Origin of the sequence: Trinickia sp. (assembly GCF_051953405.1) — a bacterium.
Classification (GTDB): Bacteria; Pseudomonadota; Gammaproteobacteria; order Burkholderiales; family Burkholderiaceae; genus Trinickia.
On the sequence record NZ_JBQCIV010000157.1, the window covers coordinates 18,829 to 36,685 of the forward strand.

19 protein-coding genes, 1 tRNA gene and 1 riboswitch are annotated in these 17,857 nt (G+C 62.1%); of the genes, 8 read left to right on the forward strand and 12 right to left on the reverse strand.

Going from position 1 to position 17,857, the window contains the following annotated elements:
* Nucleotides 1–47 precede the first annotated feature (47 nt).
* On the forward strand, nt 48–989 hold the full coding sequence (locus ACTHN9_RS28450) for a LysR family transcriptional regulator (protein WP_440540172.1): 942 nt from the start codon (nt 48–50) through the stop codon (nt 987–989).
* A 158-nt stretch (nt 990–1,147) separates the two neighbouring features.
* Here the strand turns inward: ACTHN9_RS28450 and ACTHN9_RS28455 are convergent, their stop codons facing one another.
* From ACTHN9_RS28455 to pepN, 11 genes are all read right to left on the reverse strand, one after another.
* Complete coding sequence (locus tag ACTHN9_RS28455; protein WP_440540173.1) at nt 1,148–1,693, reverse strand: type II toxin-antitoxin system PemK/MazF family toxin; 546 nt, start codon at nt 1,691–1,693, stop codon at nt 1,148–1,150.
* 433 nt (nt 1,694–2,126) lie between these two features.
* Nucleotides 2,127–2,882 carry a hypothetical protein gene (locus ACTHN9_RS28460; RefSeq protein ID WP_440540174.1) on the reverse strand — a complete coding sequence of 252 codons (756 nt, stop codon included), beginning with the start codon at nt 2,880–2,882 and terminating at the stop codon, nt 2,127–2,129.
* Between the two features lie 688 nt (nt 2,883–3,570).
* Nucleotides 3,571–4,788 carry a DUF3396 domain-containing protein gene (locus ACTHN9_RS28465; RefSeq protein WP_440540190.1) on the reverse strand — a complete coding sequence of 406 codons (1,218 nt, stop codon included), beginning with the start codon at nt 4,786–4,788 and terminating at the stop codon, nt 3,571–3,573.
* 6 nt (nt 4,789–4,794) lie between these two features.
* A complete protein-coding gene (locus ACTHN9_RS28470) occupies nt 4,795–5,532 on the reverse strand; it encodes a VRR-NUC domain-containing protein (RefSeq protein WP_440540175.1) in 738 nt (245 codons plus the stop codon).
* The gene (locus ACTHN9_RS28475; RefSeq protein ID WP_440540176.1) at nt 5,529–6,056 is read right to left on the reverse strand and encodes a PAAR domain-containing protein; all 528 of its coding nucleotides are present in this window, start codon (nt 6,054–6,056) and stop codon (nt 5,529–5,531) included. Before ACTHN9_RS28475 ends, ACTHN9_RS28470 begins: the two co-directional genes overlap by 4 nt.
* A 286-nt stretch (nt 6,057–6,342) precedes the next feature.
* Nucleotides 6,343–6,666 carry a hypothetical protein gene (locus ACTHN9_RS28480; RefSeq protein WP_440540177.1) on the reverse strand — a complete coding sequence of 108 codons (324 nt, stop codon included), beginning with the start codon at nt 6,664–6,666 and terminating at the stop codon, nt 6,343–6,345.
* Nucleotides 6,667–6,967: 301 nt separating this feature from the next.
* Complete coding sequence (locus ACTHN9_RS28485) at nt 6,968–7,225, reverse strand: hypothetical protein (RefSeq protein ID WP_440540178.1); 258 nt, start codon at nt 7,223–7,225, stop codon at nt 6,968–6,970.
* 318 nt (nt 7,226–7,543) lie between these two features.
* Entirely contained in the window at nt 7,544–7,732 is a 189-nt protein-coding gene (locus tag ACTHN9_RS28490; RefSeq protein ID WP_440540179.1) for a hypothetical protein, read from the reverse strand.
* 301 nt (nt 7,733–8,033) lie between these two features.
* Nucleotides 8,034–8,109 (reverse strand) — tRNA-Thr (locus ACTHN9_RS28495).
* A gap of 60 nt (nt 8,110–8,169) precedes the next feature.
* Nucleotides 8,170–9,186, reverse strand: a complete 1,017-nt coding sequence (locus tag ACTHN9_RS28500; RefSeq protein ID WP_440540180.1) for a class 1 fructose-bisphosphatase — start codon at nt 9,184–9,186, stop codon at nt 8,170–8,172.
* Nucleotides 9,187–9,411: 225 nt separating this feature from the next.
* Nucleotides 9,412–12,120 (reverse strand): aminopeptidase N, encoded by a 2,709-nt coding sequence (gene pepN, locus ACTHN9_RS28505; RefSeq protein WP_440540181.1) that lies wholly within the window; start codon nt 12,118–12,120, stop codon nt 9,412–9,414.
* Nucleotides 12,121–12,332: 212 nt separating this feature from the next.
* On the opposite strand from pepN, the gene ACTHN9_RS28510 reads away from it, so the two are divergent.
* Nucleotides 12,333–13,031, forward strand: coding sequence for a DUF4136 domain-containing protein (locus tag ACTHN9_RS28510; RefSeq protein WP_440540191.1), 699 nt, complete (start codon nt 12,333–12,335; stop codon nt 13,029–13,031).
* Nucleotides 13,032–13,145: 114 nt separating this feature from the next.
* Here ACTHN9_RS28510 and ACTHN9_RS28515 read toward each other — a convergent pair whose 3' ends face one another.
* On the reverse strand, nt 13,146–13,718 hold the full coding sequence (locus tag ACTHN9_RS28515; RefSeq protein WP_440540182.1) for a TMEM165/GDT1 family protein: 573 nt from the start codon (nt 13,716–13,718) through the stop codon (nt 13,146–13,148).
* Nucleotides 13,719–13,724: 6 nt separating this feature from the next.
* Nucleotides 13,725–13,992, reverse strand: a riboswitch (yybP-ykoY riboswitch).
* A gap of 397 nt (nt 13,993–14,389) precedes the next feature.
* On the opposite strand from ACTHN9_RS28515, the gene ACTHN9_RS28520 reads away from it, so the two are divergent.
* From ACTHN9_RS28520 to ACTHN9_RS28545, 6 genes are all read left to right on the forward strand, one after another.
* Nucleotides 14,390–15,082 carry a beta-ketoacyl synthase chain length factor gene (locus ACTHN9_RS28520; protein WP_440540183.1) on the forward strand — a complete coding sequence of 231 codons (693 nt, stop codon included), beginning with the start codon at nt 14,390–14,392 and terminating at the stop codon, nt 15,080–15,082.
* Complete coding sequence (locus tag ACTHN9_RS28525) at nt 15,079–15,891, forward strand: lysophospholipid acyltransferase family protein (RefSeq protein WP_440540184.1); 813 nt, start codon at nt 15,079–15,081, stop codon at nt 15,889–15,891. The genes ACTHN9_RS28520 and ACTHN9_RS28525 overlap by 4 nt, the downstream gene beginning before the upstream one ends.
* Nucleotides 15,866–16,165, forward strand: a complete 300-nt coding sequence (locus tag ACTHN9_RS28530) for a phosphopantetheine-binding protein (RefSeq protein ID WP_440540185.1) — start codon at nt 15,866–15,868, stop codon at nt 16,163–16,165. The genes ACTHN9_RS28525 and ACTHN9_RS28530 overlap by 26 nt, the downstream gene beginning before the upstream one ends.
* A gap of 3 nt (nt 16,166–16,168) precedes the next feature.
* Nucleotides 16,169–16,414 carry an acyl carrier protein gene (locus tag ACTHN9_RS28535; RefSeq protein ID WP_440540186.1) on the forward strand — a complete coding sequence of 82 codons (246 nt, stop codon included), beginning with the start codon at nt 16,169–16,171 and terminating at the stop codon, nt 16,412–16,414.
* Nucleotides 16,415–16,418: 4 nt separating this feature from the next.
* Complete coding sequence (locus ACTHN9_RS28540) at nt 16,419–17,054, forward strand: hypothetical protein (RefSeq protein WP_440540187.1); 636 nt, start codon at nt 16,419–16,421, stop codon at nt 17,052–17,054.
* A partial coding sequence (locus tag ACTHN9_RS28545; RefSeq protein WP_440540188.1) for an AMP-binding protein occupies nt 17,051–17,857 on the forward strand: 807 nt, incomplete at its 3' end. The genes ACTHN9_RS28540 and ACTHN9_RS28545, both read left to right, overlap by 4 nt.

Sequence of the window (17,857 nt, forward strand, 5' to 3'; positions counted from 1 at the left end):
CTGCATGTATTGTGAAGCGCTGCTTAATAAAAGAAGCGAGGTGGTTTATGGACCCGGCCCAATTGCCGGCGCTTGTTGCGTTCGCGAACGTCGCCCGTCACGGCAGTTTTACGCGTGCCGCGGCGGAAGGCGGTGTCTCCGCTTCGGCATTGTCTCAGTCGATCCGTGCAATGGAGGCGCAACTGAACATACGGTTGTTTAACCGGACGACGCGCCGGGTCGCGCTGACGGAGGCCGGCGCGCAATTCTTGGAGCGTGTGCGGCCAGCGCTCGCGATGTTGGATGCCGCGTACGAGGCGCTCGACGAGTCGCGCGGCGAACCGGCGGGGACGTTGCGCATCAATCTTCCGCGCATCGCGAGCGATTTATTGGTGATGCCGCATCTTGCGGAGTTCGCGCGTCGTTATCCGGGCGTCGTGGTTGAACTGGCGTTGGACGAAGGGCTGACCGATCTGATCGGCGAGGGGTTCGACGCGGGCATTCGCTTAGGGGAGCGGCTGGCGCGCGATATGGTTGCCGTCCCGTTATCGGGGCCGTTGCGTATCGCGGTGGCGGGCTCGCCGTCGTACTTCGCGCGTTTTCCTAAGCCTTCGACGCCCGATGATCTGACGCAGCATGACTGCCTGCGTTACCGGTTCTCGACGAGCCGCGGCATTTATCGATGGGAGTTTGCCGAGCGGCGCCAGTCGAGCCGCGCCTTCGAAGTGGCGACGACCGGCACGTTCGTCACGAACGATCTGCGAACGATGGTGCATGCGGCGGAGCAGGGGATGGGGCTGCTGCACGTCATCGAGGATTTTATTCGACCGCAGTTGGCCGATGGACGACTCGTGCGCGTGCTCGACGATTGGTCGCTGACGTTCGACGGTTTTTCGCTTTATATGGCGAGCCGGACGCAGATGCCGTTGAAGCTGCGCGTGTTCGTCGATTTCTTGAAGGAGAAGTATCGTGCGGGTAAGGGGGGAAGGGGCGATGAGGCGTTACGGTGATCGCATCCGGCCGAGCCGGTCGACGAACGAGCGCTTCTCGGAAATGCAAAAGCCCGGCGATTAACCGGGCTTTTGCGTCCCATTGAAAGGGAAGACTGCTAGGTGCTGCTTGGGCCTCAAGGGCGACGAGTGGAGACTATCGTTTTTTGATGTGGATGTCAAATTCCATCGGATTCGAACGTGGTGGGCAGGCCGGATGGTCGTAGGGCCGGCTCCGCAGTCGACGCCTCGGGCAATGGTCGAGGTAGACCTAACGCATGAAGGACGGCCGGAGGTTCGACAGGGATCATCAAACGCGACCCGCCAATGACTTGTACCACCGCGCGTTGAATTTCCGCGACTGTATCCCGCGGGAGCACTTGGGTGATGTATCGTCCATTATCGGCTCGCAAAGTGCGGACGCGGGCGGCGCTCACGTGTTGCATCAACTCCGCCTTCGCCCAGCGATCGCATGGGGTCCAATATGTCGTTTCGGGGAGATGCGCTGGAGGGATCTTGATATGAAAGCCGCGCGATTCCTTTTGCCGGTCCCGCGTGGAGGACAGGGGAATCACGACATACGCCGACCTTAGTCTCGTGTTGATTACAACCGCGAGGCGGTTTTTAATCATTTCGGGCGGCATGTGTCCGTCGACATGGTGCTTTCCGTTTGGCCCCGGTCGGTACAGCCCGAAATTGCATTCGACAATCTGTCCCACCTTCATACTGTTCTCCGTAATGGCAAACAAGCATGATAGTCAGGCGCTCCTCGTTCGCTTTCCGGGCTGAAGTCACCGTCGGTGCGCGTTGGTCGGATGCGCTCGGGGCCTACGGTCGGCTTGGGTAGTTCCGCGCCGCGCGTCCGCAGCGATTGCTGAACTATTATCGAGATGCGTACGGGTCCAATCTATGGCGCACGATAGGGTTGCCGTCCCGTTATCGGGGCCGTTGCGTATCGCGGTGGCGGGCTCGCCGTCGTACTTCGCGCGTATTGTTCGACAGTTTTTCGCTCTATATGGCGAGCCGGCCGCAGATGCCGTTGAAGCTGCGCGTGTTCGTCGATTTCTTGAAGGAGAAGTATCGTGCGGGTAAGGGGGGATGAGGCGCTCGCTTGCTGCCGAAGTGCGCACCGGCGCAATCCGCAGTCGAGCGCCGGACTTATGACACGATCGTTACCGGATTACGCGCCCATGCCTCATAAGTGATGTTCACCAGAGATTTCGCGTCGATAATCCCGATGGAGTCCCAAGTGAACATCGCGTAGCAAGCCGTATCCGGCGACATATGCGGACGTGGCGTGGGCGGAAACTGCCACTTAGCATTGGGCGACGACGCTAGGTCGCGGAACGACCCGTAGCCGCAAAGGCTTACGCAATGATCGATATTGGGATCGGGTGGGCAATCGTACACCACCCATCCGCTATTTTCCGGGGTGACGTCGCCGTAGTCGGCGCTAAAGAGGTGAGAAGATGCGAGCCCAATCTTTACTGGGCCGAGGTTATAAATGGCGCTTTTGAGTGTGTTCGCATCGTTGAAATTTACCCAGCTTGGCATGCCATTTTTAAGTGTCTTGCCATCCGAGACTATTCCCTTGTTTTGCATCAAATTCAACACTTGATAGATCGATGCGCCGTTATAAAAAACGTTGTTGTCTAACGCCCACTGAATCAACGTGCCGTCCGGAATGAATGTTTGCGGGCTAGCGGTGGCCTTGGCAAACGCTTCTTCGGCAGCCACGCAGTCGGCATACGACAGATTTCCCCAGTCTGCCATTTGCGTTGGCCACACCAAAAAACTCTGCGGGATGGCCTTCTCGCCATCGGGCTTGTATGGCGTTGCGGCTTCGATGATGTGCTTCGGCGTTGGGATCGCGCCGCGAGGCAACATGGGTTTCGAGGTCGAAGAATCAGTCATGATATTCCTCCCGCTCTGGTCGGTCGATTGATAAGGACGATGTCTTTTTTCTGAGCCGGCAATTTAAAGCTGAAAGCAACCCGCGGAGCGGCGACGATTATAAGTTATTGGCTTTTGACGATCGGGGCTAGGTGGAACGAATACTAACAAGAAGTGTGATGATAGGGGGCTTCTCTCTTGAATGACTCGATGGGATTGTCTAAATGATGGGAGTTCTATCGCAAAAAAAGAACTCGGGAGAGCGGGGATATGCCGGCGCATGCAATGCGGAACAGGTTTCCCATAAAGCAAGGGACACCGCTGGCGTGCAGACTTGCGATTGCGACGGTTATGGGGGCTTAGCGCCAGCTATGAAGTGGGGGCAGCAGCGTCGTCGAAAGCGTGTAGCGCGATGGCGTCGTTCGCATCCTCGAATCAGGGCGGGCTGCAAGACGACTTCAAGACCGCCGAGCACGCAGCGGCCGGCCGGGATGCGATCCGCAGCATGATCGAGAAGCGGGTGGCGGAGGAACGCGCCAAGCAGCAGGCGATCGTGGCGCAGCGCAAGCCCGACGAGCAGGTCAAGCAGCAACGCGAGGCGATAAAAAAAGAAAGCAGTCGAACGGGCTGCAGCGCAGCGCGTGATTGGACCCTCTCGCGGGCAAAGTATCAGCATGTAAAGCGGCGGCTGGATCGGCAGCGCCGGGGCTCACGCGCCCGGCGCGCCGTCGTACCCGAAACCGTTCGACGGCGCTGGCACGGCCGGAAGACCCATCGCCTGGCGCATGCGATGCAGATTCGCGGCGATGGCGGCTTTGCTTTCAGTCACTTTCGGCGTCTTGTGCAACTCGACCCACCATGTGGGAATTTGGTCGTCCGGCACGTTGAAGCGGCGCAACCACCCTTCCGTGGCCACGCCCGTGTTCAGGAGCGGAGCGGTACTGTCGAGTGTCCCGTCCTGCAAGCTATCGAGCGTGTCCGCCACGATCGGGTGCAACGCCTGATTGAGGAGCACGTATGCGGCCGGCGGCAGGACGGGTTTGCCCGGTCCGTCGGAAATACCGGACGAAGGATCGACCCCGGCCTGAATCACCAGACCGCCATCGCCCATCGGTTCGCGGACAAACCAGTCCGGCGGGAGCGCAAGCGACGAGGCACCACCGACCTCGCGGACCAGCTCGGAGTCGAGGGCGTTCAACCAGTCCACGGTCTTGATCTTCGTGTAGAGCTTGCGTACGTTCGAACGCATGGGGTCGCCGACGTCGATGCCGGGCCCGAAGCGGCGCGCGTAGAAATACTCGCTGGCTTCGTTAGGACGCCGCCCCATGGGCGGAACGTTCACCGCGAAGCCGGCGTGCCCATGTACGGTCGGCAGGGCCTGCGCGAAGGCGTTGAACATCGCCTGGAAGCGGGCAGGACGATGCACGAGGAACGAGCGCGGAACCGTGAAGGCGACACCGTCCAGGCCGCGTTTGCGCTCGGCTTTCCAGTCGCTTAAGGCGAACACCGTGAAGTCGAAAAACCCGGTGGCGAACTTGTGCTCGGCGCTCGTCATCGCCACGGCCAACGTTTGGTTCGCAGGGACGGATTTTGCCAGGCTCTTGAATCCCGGTGCTTTGTCGTACGGGGTGGGGTCTTCACCCTCGGCGTAGAACCATCGCAGAGGACCGTTTTTAGACGGTTGCTGGCCCGCGGCCACTTCGGCGGCGTGATGGTATTCCTCGATCACCGCGCCGTACTGGTCAAAGCAGTTCACCAGCGCGCTACGGACCTCGGGGGTGAATCCGTTACGGAAATACAGAACGCCCCGGACCACCAGCGCGGCGCCGGTGATCCCCTTGCGGTGCGGGGGCTCGTAGAGCCCGTAGGGCATCGTGTCCGCGCGCTGCGGATCTTTGGCCCAGGCTTCAATCTCATCGTTGGTCATCATCCACTACCAAACAGGGGCGGGAAACGGTGCAGGGCCGGTTCCCATCGGTGGAAGCGGTGGGCCTCCCGGTGCACTGCTTCCACCGCCATACAGTTCGTCAAGGTCGGACTGGTGCGTGCGTTGCTTCGACGATGCACCTTGTTTCTGTCCTTTCTCATCCCCGCATCCGCACTCAGCGGCCCCGAGGTGGACGAACTTCGCGTGAGCGCCCGCGATCTCGATGTAATCGTCCTCCTGGTCCGGCCTGTACCGATCCCCGGGAAACTTCATTTCGACCACATTCCGGAGATTTGATTGTACGGGCGGTTGCGTGGGATCGTTGACGATCACCACGTCCGGGCGTCGCACGTCTCCTGGCCGGTATTTCGTGGCTTTACTGGGCCAGACGTTCCGAATCCATTCGCGGACGCTCGAATGAGGCTCCATGGGATCGTCGTAATCCATGATCGGCGACGGTGGATCCGTGGTCATGTCGTAAGGCTGCTCCGGACGGTATTCCGTCGGCGACCCCGTCTCGATCTTCGAGATGGCGTTGACAGTGTCCAGACGCTGCTCAACACACCGTTGCCGCAGAACACGCCCGGACGGGGTGGCGTGCCCAATGGCCTTGCACTTGCAGAACGTTTGACACAGAACCTGGCGGTCCTTCTGTGAGAGATGGTCGGCGCTTACGCCCACTTCGGTCGTTTGACCTTCAGGCTGCATTCCGCCGGTCGTGCTCCCCGAACCGTAGCCGCTCATGACCCCTTCTGGCTTCCGGGTTGGCTGAACGTGAGCGAGGACGCTTCGTGGCTTTCAAGCCACTCGGTGAACCCGTTCGCGTCGGTCTTACCTTCGACCACGCGTCCGTCCGCTGCGCGCACGGTGTACGGGTGATTGACGACCGGCTGGCGTGTGGCGTCGTCGAGCACCTGAAAGCGCCCACGGTGGGGCGTTTGAGGGTTGCTCTCCGAAAGCACGCTCTTTCCACCGCCGACGGCACCGCCCGGCCCGGATGTGGGCTCAGCGGTCGTGTTGTTCTGCGATGCGATGAGCGTGGCCCCGCATGAGGTTGTATCGCCTTCGGAGGCGACGGGCCGACCCCCAAACGTCACGCCGAGATTCTTGACGCCGACGATCGGATAGACCCCGCCACACTTTGGACATGACACCTTGTCGCCCAGCAGCGCGATGGCGACCCCGTCCGACTTGTTCTCAGGCGAACACGCAAGCACTCGTCCGCCGTGCGAGGTCGTATCACCCTCGCGAATGAACGCAAAACCCATGATGCAAGGCCCTCTCTCTTATTTTTGGGGTAGGAATGTAGCACAGCGGGTTTTCCCGGGGCCATCCTGTCAAGGTTGGCAGTTTTCGAGTGCCCGTTTCCGACTTATACGCAAAGGCGTTCCCATACTAGATTGGCTCAAGCTCATTCGGCCGGTGGGCTGCGGGCGATGCTGGTCCATCAACTTGAACGTGTTGCAGGCAAGCGCGGAACCAGTAGAGGTCGTCGCAAGACGGCAGCCCGAAAGGGTGGGATCCTCGAATCCGGGGCCTGCAACAGTACTTCCCTCAGTTGGCAACTACCGCCAGCACCCGCCGCTTCTCTTCTGCGTCGGCGCCCCAGAACTTCAGTCCGTATCCGTCTGCGCTGCCCCGATTTCGATAGATGTTGCGCGCCAACAGGCGCAAATAGCCATCTTCGGTTTCGCCGTACACGGAGCGATGTACTGAATAAAACGCGCCGGTCGCAACCGCATCGGCGATCTGAAGCCCGGCCAACTGCTCGTGAGCCACCGCGCTGACTGAATCGGGCTCGACACTGTCCCAATGAATGCGCACTTCGGCAGAATTTCGCAGGCGCCGCAAATAATCGCGAAGATCGGCATAGGACATTGCTGACCGATTGGAGAAGATCAACTCCGCGCGGCCGTCGCCGCCGTCAGCAGGGCGATAGTAGTCTCGACACAGCCAACTTACCCGCTCAAGCAGTAGTCGCGTCGCGTATCGGTAGAGCGAAAATTTCTCTTGCTGGAACTTTTTCGGGATCGGTGATTGACGGCTTGTGCACGAGCACATGAATATGCCGGAGCGGTGACTCGCCAATTCGCCGAACGAACGGCACTCGCTGCTCGTGTCTGAGGTTGCGGAAGTGCAGCGCGTGCTTACTGGCTGGATTGCCACTTGAGATACATCCTCACTCAGTGGAGTCCGCTCTTTTCTCGAGTTTTTCTATGCGTTTTTCCAGACGCCGTATTCGGTCGATAAGGTGACCAACGAAGCCGCCGACAATGCCAGAGACAGCGACCGAGAGAAGGCTTTTATCTCCCGACGCGAATGATTTGCCTATCGAAACGGTGGCGAATACGAACCCGCCGAGCGTGACAACGATCAGTAGCGGGACTCCCAGGCCGAACTTTATATCGTCCAATTCGGAATGGTGATTATGTTTCATTTTTTAGCGTCAGAACCAAGCATTCAGGCCAAGAATGACAGCGACAATCAGTCCCCACGGCCACGGGATGAAGATCAGCGCGCGCAAGACGAGGGCGGCGATGACCAGGAATTCGGTTAGGGCGCTCAAGCTTTCCACCTCTTCGCGGTTTGCGGACGCCGATCCTAGCGGTGCAAAACTGCCCTGCGCGACGATCAAGACTGGTCAGTAGCTGCTGCAACGCATCACGTTGCCCATCCAATAGCAGTTCGTGTTCGTCGGGCGATTTGCTGCGTTAGCCCTCTGGGCCGCGCGGACGTTTTCAATTTCTTCGTGGTACTAGGACTGCTGTTGCGCTTGCTGTTGTGCAGCCGACGACTGCATTGCTTGCTGACGTTGTGCGTACCGGTTTTGCATGCAATTTGCAAACGCCTCAGTGCCAGGCGTATAGCCGAAGTTGGCGCAAACCTGCTGGTCGCTCACGCAACTCGTCATCGCCAGTGCGAACGCCACAGCGATCTCTTTCATGCTCCCCCCCCGTTATAGCGCTCGTTCTTGTGGAGCGTAGGCCGCGCTGCCATCAGAAATGGTAGGCGACGAGGTTGGTTGTGCCTAAAGAAAGTTTGCTGTGCGGAAGAAGGCTAACGTCAACCAGACGAGGTGCGGTCGGGGACGTGTGGCAGTTCCAAGGCCGGGCGCGCGAAAGCTGGCTTCGAGAAAATGCCAGTCGGCATACTGCGTTGACCGCGAATGCCTATATGGTGCGTACACGGACCCCAGAAAGCAAAAAGCCCAACCTTGCGGACTGGGCTAAGTGCTTGAATCTTTCTGGTGCCGGAAAGAGGAATCGAACCCCCGACCTTCGCATTACGAATGCGCTGCTCTACCGTCTGAGCTATTCCGGCATCAACATCAGAGAAACGCGATTATAGCGACAGTTTTCGAAGGTGCGCAAGCCCCTTCGATCATTTTTTTTCTTCGAGGTGATAACGCGTCACGCGATCGACCTCGTTCTTCGATCCGAGGAACACCGCCACGCGCTCGTGCAAGCTCTTCGGTTGAATGTCGAGAATGCGCTCCACGCCGTTCGTGGCCGCGCCGCCCGCTTGCTCAACGATGAATGCCATCGGGTTCGCTTCGTACATGAGCCGCAGCTTGCCCGGTTTGTCGGGCGTGCGCTTATCGGCCGGGTACATGAAGATGCCGCCGCGATTCAAGATGCGGTGGACATCGGCCACCATCGATGCCACCCACCGCGTATTGAAATCGGCCTGGCGCGGCCCCGTCTTGCCGGCGAGCAACTCGCCCACGTAGCGCTGCACCGGCTCGTACCAGTGCCGTTCGTTCGATGCGTTGATCGCGTACTCGCGCGTGTCCTCCGCAATGCGGAGATTGTTGTGCGTGAGCACCCACGAGCCCAGTTCGCGGTCGAGCGTAAAGCAGTTCACGCCGTTGCCCGTCGTCAGCACGAGCACCGTTTGCGGACCGTACACGGCGTAGCCCGCCGCCACTTGCTGCCGGCCCGGCTGCAGGAACGATTCTTCGGTCGCTTCCTGGCCGTCGGGGCAGCGCAATACCGAAAAGATCGTGCCGATCGAGACGTTCACGTCGATGTTCGAGGAGCCGTCGAGCGGATCGAACACGAGCAGGTACTCGCCGCGCGGATAGTTCGAGGGAATCGGGAATAGCGTCTCCATTTCCTCCGAGGCCATCGCCGCCAGGTTGCCGCCCCATTCGTTGGCATCGAGCAAAATCTCGTTCGACAGCACGTCGAGCTTCTTCTGCACTTCGCCCTGGACGTTTTCGGTGCCCGCGGTACCGAGCGCTTCGCCCAGCGCGCCTTTGCTCACGTGATAGCTGATCAGCTTGCAGGCCCGTGCGACGACTTCGATCAGCAGGCGCAGGTCGGCCGGCAGATTGTTCGTCTCGCGCTGCTGCTCGATCAGGTATTTGGTCAGGGTAGTGCGACGTTGCAAGGACATTGCGGTGCTCCGAAAGCCATGGGAATCCGACGATTTTAACCGCGGGCCGCCGCCTGGCCTCGCGTTTTTGTAAGCATCCGTACGCTGGATGCCCAACGAGCGAGCCGCTGAGCATAAGTCGCGCACGAAAAAAACGGCGCCCGTCGATTGCCGGGCGCCGTTCGTTCCAAGTTACCGCTCGTTCGGCGCGACGGCCCGAATCCGGCCCGCGCGCCGAGGGTGCGCTTATGTCAGCGCCTTTTCGACGATCTCGCGCACGTCGCGCGATTTGACCTGCGTCGCGACACGCTCGAGCGCTTCGCGCATCCGCTCGCGCAAGGCGGGCGTGTAACGGCGCCACAGTTCGAGCGAGCGTGCGAGCCGCGCGGCCACCTGCGGGTTAAGCGCATCGAGCGCGACCACCTGTTCGGCCCAGAACGCATAGCCCGAACCGTCGGCCGAGTGGAACTGGGCCGGGTTCGCCGCGCAGAAGCTAAAGATCAGCGAGCGCGCCCGGTTCGGGCTGCGCAGCGTGAACGCGGGATGCGCCATCAATTTTCGGACAGTCTCGATCACCGGGTGCTGGGCGCTGCCGCGTTGCGTGGCTTGCAACGCGAACCACTTGTCGATGACGAGCGGTTCTTTCTCGAAGCGGCGATAGAAATCGTCGAGCGCGGGTTCGGCGACACTTGCGCCGGCTGTTGTCGAGGCCGCCAACAGGGCGGCGAGGGCGGCGGCGCGGTCGGTCATGTTGTTGGCCTGATCGTATTGCGCGTTCGCCAGTCGGAGCGCATCGGCCGGATCGTCGGCTTCCGCCAGGTACGCCAGCGCGAGATTCTTCAACGCGCGATGGCCGGCCGCTTGCGACGTCGGCTCGTACGCGCCAGGGGTGATGTGGCGTTCGTAGACCGCGAGCCATTCCCGCTTGAGGGCGTTCGCCAGGCGCTTGCGAGCGAATTGGCGCGCGGCGTGCACCGCAGCCGGATCGGCGGATGCCATCTGTTCGGCCAGATACGCCTCCGACGGTAGCATCAAGGCCAGTTCGCGGAAGGCAGGCGACAGCGATTCATCGGTCAGCACCCGGGCGAACGCACTGACGGTGGAATCGTCGAGCGAAAGCGGCTCGCCCGCGGCAGCGCGTGCCGCCAGCGCCAGCAACTCGCGCGTCGCCAGCCGTTGGCCCGCTTCCCAGCGGTTGAAGGGATCGCTATCGTGCGCGAGCAGGAACGCGAGTTCATCGTTCGTATAGTCGTACTCGACGATCACGGGCGCCGAGAAGTTGCGCAGCAGCGAGGGCAGCGGCGCTTCTTTCACGTCGACGAACGTGAACGTCTGCTCGCGCTCGGTTAGTTCGATGACGCGCGTCGTACCCGATGCGGCGGCCTCGCCTTCGAGACGCAGCGCGATGTCCTTGCCGTCTCGGCCGATGAGGCCGATCGCGAACGGAATCAAAAGCGGCCCCGTTTGGGTTTCGCGCGCAGCCGGCGCGGCGTCGCCGTAGCCTTGCGCGAGCGTGACGCTGTAGCGCTGCGCGGCAGCGTCATAGGTCGTACGCACCGAGACGCGCGGCGTGCCCGCTTGGCTGTACCAGCGCTCGAACTGCGTCAAATCGCGACCGTTCGCATCGGCCATCGCATGACGAAAATCGTCGCACGTAACGGCCTGGCCGTCGTGGCGCTTGAAATACAAATCCATGCCGCGCCTGAAGCCTTCTCGGCCGAACAACGTTTGGTACATCCGCACGACTTCCGCGCCTTTCTCGTAGACGGTCATCGTGTAGAAGTTGTTGATCTCGACATAGCTTTCGGGGCGCACGGGGTGCGCCATCGGGCCCGCATCCTCGGCGAACTGCATTTGGCGCAGCACGCGCACGTCTTCGATGCGCTTGACCGCGCGCGCCGTTTCGTCGGTCGCGCCGCCTTGCATGTCGGCCGAGAACTCCTGATCGCGAAACACCGTCAGCCCTTCCTTCAGGCTCAACTGAAACCAGTCGCGGCACGTGACGCGATTGCCGGTCCAGTTATGGAAGTACTCGTGGCCGACGACGGCCTCGATATTGCCGAAATCGGTATCGGTGGCTGTTTCTTGATTGGCGAGCACGTACTTCGTGTTGAAGATGTTCAGCCCTTTGTTCTCCATCGCGCCCATGTTGAAGTCGCTCACGGCGACGATCATGAAGCGGTCGAGATCGAGTTCGAGCCCGAAGCGCGCTTCGTCCCAGCGGATGGAATTGATGAGCGAATCCATCGCGTGCCGGGTCTTGTCTAGGTCGTGCGGTTCGACCCACACTTGCAGCAGCTTCTCTTTGCCGGAGCCCGTGCGGATCCGTTCTTCGATCGAGACGAGCTTGCCGGCGACGAGCGCGAACAGATAGCTCGGCTTCTTGAATGGGTCTTCCCATTTCGCGAAGTGGCGGCCGTCGGGCAGATCGCCTTCTTCGACGAGGTTGCCGTTCGAGAGCAGCACCGGGTAGGCCGCCTTATCGGCGCGCAGGACGACCGTGTAGGTGGCCATGACGTCCGGGCGGTCGAGGAAATACGTAATGCGCCGAAAACCCTCGGCTTCGCACTGGGTGAAGAAGTTGCCGCTCGACACGTACAGGCCCGAGAGCGTCGTGTTTTCTCCGGGATTGCAGGCGCTCTCGATCGTGAGCGTGCAGGCGTCGGGTACGTGCTCGATCGTCAGGCCGTGCTCGTGCGCATGCACCGTGCCGGCCGGCAGCGCCTTGCCGTCGATCGACGCGCCGACGAATTCGAGCGCCTCGCCCATCAGCTCGAGACGTGCGCTCGATGCCGCAGCCGCCGCGGCATCGGGATTGCGGCGCAGTCGCATCGTATTTTTGACGATCGTGCGCTCGGGCGCGAGGTCGAATTCGAGGGCGACGGAATCGATGAGGAAGGCGGGCGCTGCATAGTCGGCCCGGCGGATCACAGCGGGATTGACGGTATCGGACATGGCGGATGGACGAAAGAAACCGGTTTCGGCTCGCGCGCCCCGGTAAGGGCCCGTCGCGAGGGTAGTCGTCCATTGTACAAAGGTGCGCAGATCTATGCCGCCCGCGTAGGCGTCTTTTGAGGCGAGACTCGGTCGGCGGTATCATCGACCATTCGCGCGAGGCGTGCGCGGGGTTGACGAGATCGGTTGACGCGATACGCGAGGACAACAAGATGAAGTGGGAGCGGATGGGGCGGGCGATCGTGCCCGCGATCACCACGGCGACGATGCTGCTGTCGGGCTGCACGACGTATGTGTCGACGCAGGTGACGGCTTTCTCCAATTGGAGCGGGAGCGACGCGACACGCACCTATGCGTTCGCGCGCACGAAAGAGCAGCAAAACAGCATCGAGCAGGCAACGTACGAACAACTGGTCGCGAACGAGTTGGACGCCTATGCGTTCCGGCAGGTGCCGAGCGCCGGCGCGCATTATCTTGTGGGCCTCGCCTACGATATTCGCAGCGATACGGTGACGGTGAGTCAGCCCGTGTTCTACGGAAATCCGTGGCCCAGCCCGTTTTGGCGGCCGATCGGCCCGTGGGGACCATACGGTCCGTTTCCGCCCGATTACGTGACCCAAAGCTACCCGGTGTTTACGCACACGCTCGGTATCCGCATCACCGATCGCTCGACGGGTAAGGAGGTGTACAACGTCACGGCCCGCAACACCGATGAGGAATCGTCGCTCGTGCGCGCGATGCCGTATCTCGTGCGCAGCGCGCTGGCCGATTTCCCGCTCGCCAACGGGACGGTGCGCACGGTGCGCGTGCGCTACGACAAGCGCGGAGCGGGGCTGACGAACGAGGTGCCGGTGCGGCAGCCGGCGACGGCACCCACCGGTGCGTCGGGCGCGAGCGCCGCGCCGCAGTAGCCTTCGCTTGCATCGATGCGGGGCGGCCCGAAGGGGTGCCCCGCATTCGTCTTCGCGTCCTCGCATTTGTCCATTTGCTGCAGCGGCCGAGCCGCCACCGCGAGCGTGCGAATCTTAGCCGCCGGCGCGCAGGAATCCGAGCACGCCGAGCACGACGAACAAGATCGCGGCGACGGCATGCACCGCCTTAGTCGGCAATTTGTGGGCGAAGCGCTCGCCGAGCAAGATCGCGGGCACGTTGGCCAGCATCATGCCGAGCGTGGTGCCGGCCACCACGCCGAAGAAATCGTGGAAGCGGGCGGCCAATGCGACAGTCGCCAATTGCGTCTTATCGCCCATTTCGGCCAAGAAGAACGTGACGATCGTCGTGCCGAACACACCGAGGTGGCTGCGGCTGACGTTGGCTTCGTTCGGGTCGAGCTTGTCCGGCACGAGTACCCACAGTCCCATGACGACGAACGACACGGCCAGTGCCCAACGCATGATGCCCGGTGTGATGAGCGCACCTAGCCACGCGCCGATGGCGCCGGCGCAGGCGTGATTGGCCAGCGTGGCCGCGAGCACGCCGAGCATGATCGGGACTGGTTTGCGATAGCGAGCGGCGAGGACGAGCGAAAGCAGTTGCGTCTTGTCGCCGATTTCGGCGAGCGCGACGGCTCCCGTCGAGATCAAAAAGGCTTGTTCCACGTGATGGTCTTCCTCGGGCCAAGAAATGAACGAGCGACGACCCTCGGCGCTGCCGGGCCCTGAAAGCGGCGGCGCGAGGATCATCGGTCTCGCCAGGCCAAAGGCTGTGTCCGCCATGGCTCGCTTATGAGCCAAGTATGTTGACGGACGCCCCCGCCTTGCATGCGTTCGGCACAAGGAACGCCGAGTGGGCGCTTCCTGGCTGGCAATCCATCAAGCGGTTGCCAGATGTGCGGACGATGCGGCGGGGCGGCTACTCCCCAATGAGGGGCGGATTCTAGCACAAGCCGGCCGCGTTGGGATCCGGAAGCCGGCAACTGGCTTGTCCGATGCGCGGGAGCGCCGTGCGACGAGGCTTGGCCATTGTGTCGCCCGATATGGCCGAGATTCGAGCGTCGCGAGAATGCGACGCCTAGGATTATTGCTGTTTTTGATATGGAATTTTAAGTAATATCTCGCCCGACGGTTCCGGGACGTCTGCAACGAAATTGAAAAATAAATGAAAGGTTTCTGCCATTAGGCCGAGATCCTATCGGTCGTTATGCCCGGGTAGCGACAAAAAGAACATTAACCGACTCGGGGTGTGGTACGCGGGGGTGCCGAAGGGGCTTTCGTCGTTCGCATCTTTGCACCGGGCGACCGGTGGTTTTGATTCGAAAACGAACAACGAAATGCTCGACCTGCGCTGGACCATTCCAGTCGCCCGGTGGTCCTGTTGGCCGGCCGGGGCGGCGGCCGCTCCCGATATCGCGTTTATCGACCCGCTCGTGCGCCGTCGATTGAGTACGCTGTCCAAGATGGCGTTGAAAGTCGCGCACGATTGCGCGGCCGAACTCGCCGCCGTGCGCCTCGTCTTTGCTTCGCGTCACGGCGAATTGCGCCGTACCACCGGGATCCTCGACGACATCGCGGCCAACCAGCCGGTTTCCCCCACCGCGTTCAGCTTGTCCGTGCTCAATGCGATGACGGGCATCTACGGCATCGCGCGAGGCGATCGATCGCCCGCGACGGCGGTCTCCGCCGGCGCGGAAACGCTCGGCTACGCCCTGCTCGAAGCGCACGCCCAATACAGTGCCGATCCCGCTTCTCCCGTTCTCCTGATCTATGCCGACGAGCCTGCCGACCCGCGCTACGGCGCCGTCGATCACGAGATGCCCTCCGGTGCGCTGGCCATCTTGCTTGCGGGTGGCGCCTCGATGCAGCTCGAATGCTCGGCAGGGCCCGCGCTCGAAGACGAGCCGATGCCTGCGCACGCTTCCCAGGGCGAAGCGTTAATACATGCTTTGACGGCACGTACCGGCGCCGTGTGGCAGGGGCTCGGCCGCCGCTGGCAGTGGTCGTTGCGCGGATGCGGTGCTTTATGAGCAGGGGCGCCTCGGTGAAGGGCCGGATCGGTCGCGCGTGGCGTCTCGTGGCCACGGGCGCCGCATTCACCGCCTTCGGCACGTGCGGCGTGTTGTTTTCCGTGCTCGTGTTTCCCGTTGCTTGGCTCTGGCCGCACCGCGCGTCGAGCCAGCGCTTCGTGGCCGCGATCATTCACAGCTTTTTTCGTGCGCTCGTTTCGCTGCTGGAGGCGATCGGCGTCATGCGGCTCGATGTGAGCGGCGCCGAGGCGTTCACTGCGCGCGGGCCCGCCATCATCGTCGCGAACCATCCGACGTATCTTGACGTGATGGTATTGCTCGCATTGATTCCTCGCGCCTGCTGTGTGGTGAAGAACGCGCACTGGGGCAATCCGTGTTTTTGGGGCATCGTGCGCGCGGCTCGTTACGTCAGCAACGCCGACCCGTCGGAGCTGATCGAGGCGGGCGCACGTCAGTTGGCAGCCGGCTACACGATGATCATCTTCCCGGAAGGAACGCGCAGCCCGGGCGACGATCGCCTTCACCCGTTTTCGCGCGGGTTCGCGCATATGGCGCTGCAGGCGGACGTTCCCGTTCGTCCCGTGCTGATCGATTGCGACCCGCCCGCCTTCACGAAGCGCATGCGCTGGTACCACGTGCCGTCTCGGCCGTTCCGTATGCGCATCGTTGCGCTCGAGCCGCTTGCGCTCGAGCGATTCGCCGCTCCCGCTACGCCGCATGCCGCCGCTGCGCGCGTCGTCGCCAAGGCCGTTCAAGCACATATCACCGAGCATTTGTTTGCGTATGGATTCTTTAAAACGAGAAATTAAGCAGTTGTTGATCGAGGCGCTCGACCTCGAAGATTTGCGTCCCGAGGATATCGACGACGATGCGCCGCTGTTCGATACGGACGGCGTCGGTCTCGATTCGATCGATGCGCTCGAAGTCGGCATCGTGCTGCGCAAGCACTACGGGTTGACGATTGCAGCCAACGACGAGCGCACCCGCGAACACTTTCGTTCGATCGGCACGCTTGCGGCGTTGGTCGAGAGCCAACGGGCGCTGGCGCAAACCGACAGCAACACTGCAACGCAAGGGGAGTGAGCCGTGACCGATATCGAAATCCTGGAGCGCATCCGCGCCATTTTCAGCGAGAACTTCGCGATCGAACCGGAGCGCGTCACGCCGGAAGCGCATCTGTTCGAAGACCTCGACCTGGATAGCATCGACGCCGTGGATCTGGCGATCAAGCTCCAGGAAATGACGGGGCGCCGCATCAAACCCGAAGAGTTCAAAACGGTACGGACGGTCGGCGACGTCATCGCGGCCGTCGAATCGCTGTTGGCGGCTTGATTCGATGCATTCGGCTTCGACGCGCGCGGCACCTCGCGAGGCTCGCCATGCGGCTTGCGGGCGCGCCCGCACGGTCGCGAGCGTCGTGCTCAAGCTCGCCTATCCCGTCGTGATCGTCGCGTTTTTGCGCATCGGTTCGCCGCGCTATATCGGGCTCGCGTTGCTGGCGCTGCTTTGGCTTCAACGTTGGCTCGGCGCCGGCAGCATCGGTGCGCTGCTGAACCGGTTCACGCGGCTGGAATGGGGGGCCGCGGCGGTCATGGGCGGCTTAGCGGCTGCCATCGCCGTGACCGATAGCGAGGCGTTGCTTCGGGCGTACCCGATCGTCGTCAATGCAGCGATGCTCGTCGCTTTCGGCGTCACCTTGCGCAGCGGCAAGCAATCGATGATCGAAAAGTTCGCGCGCGTGCGTCGGCCCGATCTCGATGCGCGCACCGTGCGCTATACGCGGCGCGTCACGCTCGTGTGGTGCGCGTTTTTCGCACTCAATGGCAGCGTGTCCGCGGTGTGCGCGGTATGGGGCTCGCGGGCCTTGTGGGCGCTTTATAACGGCGTCGTCACTTATCTATTGATCGGCGTGTTGATCGTCGCGGAAATCGTTTGGCGTCATGCGTTCGTATTACGGGAGAAAGCGCGTTGAACGTCTCGTTCGTCGCATTGCGCGAGTTGCCCTGGGCCGAGCGCCACGATTCGACACCGGTCTGCCTCGATCGCGAGACGGTGCTCGATTTCGGCACGTTCAAGGCGCGTATGGCGAGGTACGCCTGCTGGCTGCAGGCGCACGCGGGAGCGCGTGTCGCCGTCTGCCTCGACGATCCCTTCGAATTCGTCTGTGCGCTGTTCGCCGTCTTGGCATGCGGCAAGGAGCCGATCGTGCCGTCGACGTCGGCCCCGGCGTACCTGGCGATGCTCGGGCCGTCCTACGACACCCTGCTGAGCGGGGCGCAGATGCCGGCGATCGATGCCTGCGAGCCTGCGCTTCTGCCGAAAGCCTGTATCGACGCCCAAGCACCGATGACGCTGTACACCTCGGGCAGTAGCGGGGTGCCGAAGGCCGTGCGTAAGACGCTCGCCCAGTTCGACGCCGAAGTGCGCACGCTCGAGACGCAATGGGGTGCCCTGATCGGGCCCGCCCCCATGCTGGCCAGCGTTCCCCATCGGCACATTTACGGTTTGCTGTTTCGCGTGTTTTGGCCGCTGGCGGCGGGGCGGGCGTTCGATCGCGAAAGTTGCGCCGAGCCGCTCCAATTGCAAGCTCGGCTCGGCCAGGTCGGAGCGGCGGCGGTGGTGTCGAGCCCGTCGCAGTTGGATCGTTGGACCGAAATGCCGGGCTTCGATACGCTTTCTCCGTCGCCGTGCCTCTATTTTTCGTCTGGAGGGGGGGCGTGCCCGCCGAAGGCACCCCCGAAAAGCGCACGGAAGACACCTGACGCCGCGCCAGCG

Bases quoted from the DNA above. Each gene is read 5' to 3' on its own strand.
- ACTHN9_RS28450 (WP_440540172.1), top strand. From the start codon at position 48: ATGGACCCGGCCCAATTGCCGGCGCTTGTTGCGTTCGCGAACGTCGCC.
- ACTHN9_RS28455 (WP_440540173.1), bottom strand. From the start codon at position 1,693: ATGAAGGTGGGACAGATTGTCGAATGCAATTTCGGGCTGTACCGACCG.
- ACTHN9_RS28460 (WP_440540174.1), bottom strand. From the start codon at position 2,882: ATGACTGATTCTTCGACCTCGAAACCCATGTTGCCTCGCGGCGCGATC.
- ACTHN9_RS28465 (WP_440540190.1), bottom strand. From the start codon at position 4,788: ATGACCAACGATGAGATTGAAGCCTGGGCCAAAGATCCGCAGCGCGCG.
- ACTHN9_RS28470 (WP_440540175.1), bottom strand. From the start codon at position 5,532: ATGAGCGGCTACGGTTCGGGGAGCACGACCGGCGGAATGCAGCCTGAA.
- ACTHN9_RS28475 (WP_440540176.1), bottom strand. From the start codon at position 6,056: ATGGGTTTTGCGTTCATTCGCGAGGGTGATACGACCTCGCACGGCGGA.
- ACTHN9_RS28480 (WP_440540177.1), bottom strand. From the start codon at position 6,666: ATGTCCTATGCCGATCTTCGCGATTATTTGCGGCGCCTGCGAAATTCT.
- ACTHN9_RS28485 (WP_440540178.1), bottom strand. From the start codon at position 7,225: ATGAAACATAATCACCATTCCGAATTGGACGATATAAAGTTCGGCCTG.
- ACTHN9_RS28490 (WP_440540179.1), bottom strand. From the start codon at position 7,732: ATGAAAGAGATCGCTGTGGCGTTCGCACTGGCGATGACGAGTTGCGTG.
- ACTHN9_RS28500 (WP_440540180.1), bottom strand. From the start codon at position 9,186: ATGTCCTTGCAACGTCGCACTACCCTGACCAAATACCTGATCGAGCAG.
- pepN (WP_440540181.1), bottom strand. From the start codon at position 12,120: ATGTCCGATACCGTCAATCCCGCTGTGATCCGCCGGGCCGACTATGCA.
- ACTHN9_RS28510 (WP_440540191.1), top strand. From the start codon at position 12,333: ATGAAGTGGGAGCGGATGGGGCGGGCGATCGTGCCCGCGATCACCACG.
- ACTHN9_RS28520 (WP_440540183.1), top strand. From the start codon at position 14,390: ATGCTCGACCTGCGCTGGACCATTCCAGTCGCCCGGTGGTCCTGTTGG.
- ACTHN9_RS28525 (WP_440540184.1), top strand. From the start codon at position 15,079: ATGAGCAGGGGCGCCTCGGTGAAGGGCCGGATCGGTCGCGCGTGGCGT.
- ACTHN9_RS28530 (WP_440540185.1), top strand. From the start codon at position 15,866: ATGGATTCTTTAAAACGAGAAATTAAGCAGTTGTTGATCGAGGCGCTC.
- ACTHN9_RS28540 (WP_440540187.1), top strand. From the start codon at position 16,419: ATGCATTCGGCTTCGACGCGCGCGGCACCTCGCGAGGCTCGCCATGCG.